This is a genomic window from Piscirickettsia salmonis LF-89 = ATCC VR-1361, assembly GCF_000297215.2.
Lineage (GTDB): Bacteria > Pseudomonadota > Gammaproteobacteria > Piscirickettsiales > Piscirickettsiaceae > Piscirickettsia > Piscirickettsia salmonis.
In genome coordinates this window covers 1-4,249 of the sequence record NZ_AMFF02000159.1, presented here as the reverse complement: position 1 = coordinate 4,249, position 4,249 = coordinate 1, and the positions used below count along the sequence as shown (strand labels likewise).

The following is a 4,249-nucleotide window of genomic DNA, read 5'->3' as shown; positions in this document are numbered from 1 at the left end:
CTAGGTTCAGACTTTCACAGTATTCGCTGTGCTTTTGATTGTAGAAGCGATTGTGTTTTTTGTGCTTTATAATCAAATGAATTCGACATTAGTGGTCTTTGCTGCGCATAATTCTGATCTGCATATGTTTGGTTTAAAAGTTGCGGCGGCTAATTTCCAGGTGGTGAATCCGGTGGCTATTATTATCATGGGATTATTGCTGCCTAAGTTTTATCGGCGTTTTCCCGGTTTTAATATTCCTTATCAATTTGCTGCTGGTGTGATGCTAGCAGGCACCGCACTATTGGTCATGTGGTATGGTTGTGCTCATGCTCATCAAGGCATTGTCAGTGGTAATTATTTAGTTTTGGCTTATTTTTTAATGACGGTTGCAGAGTTGTTTGTAAGTGCGATTGGTCTAAGTATGATTGGTTTATATTGTGATATGCGGATGATTTCCTTTGCTATGGGGGCTTGGTATTTGGCCTGTGCAATGTCAAATGTGATTTCGGGGCAATTAGCTCAATTGGTTGCGTTGCCTGCTGAAAAGGCTACGGCTTTAGGAGGTATCGGTTTGTATACTCAGTATTACTTAGCAATGGGAGGCATCACCTTATTGATTGGTTTAGTTATGTTTATAGTTGCCATAATGATCAAAAAATATATGGAAAATAGGCAGATTAAGGTCGTTTAGCCGCTATTTAGTAGAGCTAGCTTCGGTTGGGCCTTTTTTTAAAGCATTCATCAATTTTTTGACGTGCTTGATCATCTAATAAATGGTAACCCATTACGTATTTAGTATGCAGGATAAGGGCATCGTTGTTGAATATTTTATCGAAAAAGTTAAGTACTTTGTTCATAAAATGTCTCCTCGGGTTTTAGGCTGTTATTAGAGCTAAACAGGTTGTTTTGATCAGGAGAGGGTACTATCAATGATTTTTTTGTATAGCACTGCTGCTGATATGGAAATAGTTTAAACTTTTTTTATTAAGCTAAAAATAAAGAAATATGACAACTTTGTTAAGGATGCCGGTGATATACCCAATTAATTGTATTGACATAATGGCCAGGATTTAGGTATGAATCATGCGTATATTAAATCTTAATAGTAAATTAACAGCGCCATAATAAATTTTTCGCTGGTAATTATTAAAGTTAAATATATTACAGTTAGATTCCTATATAATCTGAAGGCACTTTGCCAATCAGTCGTTTAAACATTACATTAAATGCGCTGCTACTGCTAAAGCCTAAGCGGTCAGCCGTGATTGTAACTGATTGGGTGCTGGTTAATAGTTCGAGTGCTTGAATAATTTTTAATTGCTGTTGCCATTGGTGGCAGGTTAGACCCAACTCTTTTTTAAATAGACGATTAAGGTGACGGCTGCTGGTGCCGACATGGTCGGCAATTGCATCAGAGTTTAGAATAACATGAGAATTTGATTTGATATGGCTGATTGCTTTTGCAATAAGTTTATGGGAGCTTAAGGGCAGGTTATAACTTAAAGGGACTGCGCTGATAATTTGATCCATACAGCTTTGTGCAAGACGTAATGTAACTGCAGAAGTTAAGTTTTTTTCCTCAATAAAACAAAGTTCATTGATCATTTCGCGTAATAAGGGGTTTACTGTAATTAAACTGATGTGCTTAGGTGCATTAGGAAAATGCTCAAGATCGAAGTAAAGACTGCGGTATTTAAGCAGTCCTTGAGTGGTAATTTTATGTGGAATTTTAGCAGGTAACCAAAGTGCTTTATTAGGAATCAGCAAGGTCATGCTATTTTGAGCTATGGCTTGCATGCTGCCTGAAATGCCATAGAGCAGTTGCCCTTTTACATGCTGGTGTATCGGATCTTGGTGATTAAAAATATCTGTAGCAATTCCTAGTATTGGATAGGGTTTGTCATCAGGTTCAAAATGTAGGCGGTTAGTTGAATAATTAGGCATGCTATTTGATTTGTCTTAATCTAAGTTCTAAGTTGAATTTTGTCCACTATTTGAAAATATTAGTCCATATATCACATATAAAGCAAGGCTTGTTGCCTTATCATAGTTTAAATAATATTTTAAAGGTGATAAAGAAGCTGTATTTATGAAGTCTCCATGTAATAGAAAGTTATCATTATGGTTGATTATTCTGCTAGCTGGTTTTCCTCAGTTAAGCGAAACCATATATTCACCTGCACTGCCTGCGGTTACTATGAGCTTGCAAACAAATAACTATCTGGTGCAATGGACCTTAAGTATTTATTTTTTTGGTTTTGCCTTGGGTGTGTTGATTTGGGGCCAGGCATCTGATCATATTGGTCGTCGTTTTGCCATGTTACTCGGCATTATTGTTTATCTTTTTGGCAGTTTGCTATGTTTGCTTTCGCCATCGATAATTTATTTATTAATTGCTAGGATGTTGCAAGCTTTTGGTGCCAGTGTTGGTTCTGTGATTACGCAGATAATGGTGCGTGAATATTTTACGGCAACAGAGCGTGGGCGTGTTTTCTCAAGTGTCGCCGTTGCTCTGTCATTTGCTCCGGCAATTGGTCCTGTGATGGGAGGAGTGTTGAGTGATTATTTAGGCTGGCGTAGTAATTTTTTGACTTTATCGGTCATGGCCCTAGTTATTTTGATTTTATCTTTTTGTAGCCTGCCTGAAACATTGAATTTAAATGGGAATAATAAAAGTAAAAAAATATCATTATCACAGGTATTTAAACGTTTAATCACAGATCAGCATGTGATAATATCCGCATGCTTTATTAGTATTACAAATGCGTTTACTTTTTGTTTTTATGCTGAAGGCCCTTTTATTTTTATTAATCATATTGGCTTATCGAGTCGTGGTTATGGGTTGTTAGGGCTATTTATTGCAGCAGCAGCTATTTTGGGAGGCGGTGCTTATCGGTCTTTGCAAAAGCGTTGGGCTGATGAGAAAATTATCTATTTAGGTGTGCTCATTAGCTTTATTGGCAGCGTATTCATGCTAAGCGCCTTGGCTGTGCATTTAGTTGGTAAAAATAATGCATTAATAAGTATTTTAGCCATTATGTTACCTTTTATGTTGATTAGTTTTGGAAGTTTTGGCTTGGTTATTCCCATTGTGTTAAGTAAGGCACTGGTTCAGTATCAAGATTGTTTAGGTCGGGCAGGTGCGTTATTTGGCTTGATGTATTATCTGATTCTATCAGTTTTAACTTGGATTATGGGCTGGCTGCATAATCATACGTTATGGCCAATGCCAAGTTATTTTTTAGTTTTAAGTTTTATGATGTTAATCATGTTTAAAATATCTTTAAAGAATAGAGAGAAGAGAGAGTTATGTGTACTTCAAACAGAGTGATTAATCTATAACTGTAAACTCACTTGGCTTATAGATTAGTATTATTTAGGGGCTGACACCTTAAAAAGCTCTTTGAGTAACTTTTAAAGTGCCAGTTTCTAACTGAATAGTTAAGTCATTGTCATCTCAGTCGGCGATATAAATTCAAGCACTTCCTGATTATAGATTTCTCTAGGCAATGGCGGATTACAAAGTTCATCAAAGCATAATAAAGCCACAGCTTTATTCCTTCTTCTTTTATGATAATCTACTTTCTCCTGAATTTGACTAATTCTTTCATGCATAGGGGAGAAATCCATGCCGAGACGAAGACTTTTATCCAGTTTATCTAATTCCTCTTCGAAGGGTTTCACTACCTCATCAGCAAGGTCGATTTCTTTTTTAAGGTTCCTTATCGATTCATTAAGATGATGCCGTCTCACTTTTTCCCTTTCCTGATGGCGCCGAGCTTCTTCTTGACGCCTATTTAACTCATCTAAACGCTCATCCAACTCTTCAATAAGCTCACCGGCCAGTTTAAAATCAGACTTCGCTTGCGGTGATGCTTTTTTCAGGGATTTATTAAAGCCTAGACACGTACTTTTTATATCAGCAAGAATTTTACCTAATCGTCCCATGTTATTAAATTGGCTTTCGGCAGATTGTATCGATTTCAATAATCGCGGTATTAGCCGATGCATTGCAACAGACTGCATTATGCTCACTATGTATTGTCTTTGATATCTATCTCTGTTTAAATAAAAAAACTCGCTCCATATGTCTCACAATCTCTTTCAGTGGCTTCCAATATTACTTTTAGATCGTGAGCATAGCCACGTCTTGCCGCTCTTAACTCAGGCGTATCAGAACCTAAAAATTTTAAAAAACTTGGTGAACTGTTTTCATATTCTCGTAGCTTCCTGATAGTGTTTTGTAGAAAATCGCCCTCCGTCATCT

General features: G+C 36.8%; 5 protein-coding genes. 2 read left to right on the top strand and 3 right to left on the bottom strand.

Features of this window, described 5'->3' with window-relative positions; all coding sequences use genetic code 11:
- The first annotated feature begins 28 nt into the window (after positions 1–28).
- A complete protein-coding gene (locus tag C200_RS12665; RefSeq protein ID WP_016211738.1) occupies positions 29–673 on the top strand; it encodes a POT-type proton-dependent oligopeptide transporter in 645 nt (214 codons plus the stop codon).
- 476 nt (positions 674–1,149) lie between these two features.
- Here the strand turns inward: C200_RS12665 and C200_RS12660 are convergent, their stop codons facing one another.
- Entirely contained in the window at positions 1,150–1,926 is a 777-nt protein-coding gene (locus C200_RS12660; protein WP_016211741.1) for an AraC family transcriptional regulator, read from the bottom strand.
- Positions 1,927–2,071: 145 nt separating this feature from the next.
- Between C200_RS12660 and C200_RS12655 the strand changes: the two genes are divergently transcribed.
- Positions 2,072–3,313 (top strand): multidrug effflux MFS transporter, encoded by a 1,242-nt coding sequence (locus C200_RS12655; RefSeq protein ID WP_032126783.1) that lies wholly within the window; start codon positions 2,072–2,074, stop codon positions 3,311–3,313.
- A gap of 110 nt (positions 3,314–3,423) precedes the next feature.
- Here C200_RS12655 and C200_RS12650 read toward each other — a convergent pair whose 3' ends face one another.
- Both C200_RS12650 and C200_RS16235 read right to left on the bottom strand, forming a co-directional pair.
- On the bottom strand, positions 3,424–4,008 hold the full coding sequence (locus tag C200_RS12650; RefSeq protein ID WP_032126784.1) for a hypothetical protein: 585 nt from the start codon (positions 4,006–4,008) through the stop codon (positions 3,424–3,426).
- 38 nt (positions 4,009–4,046) lie between these two features.
- The coding region (locus tag C200_RS16235) for a hypothetical protein (protein WP_016211736.1) at positions 4,047–4,249 on the bottom strand (203 nt) is incomplete at its 5' end.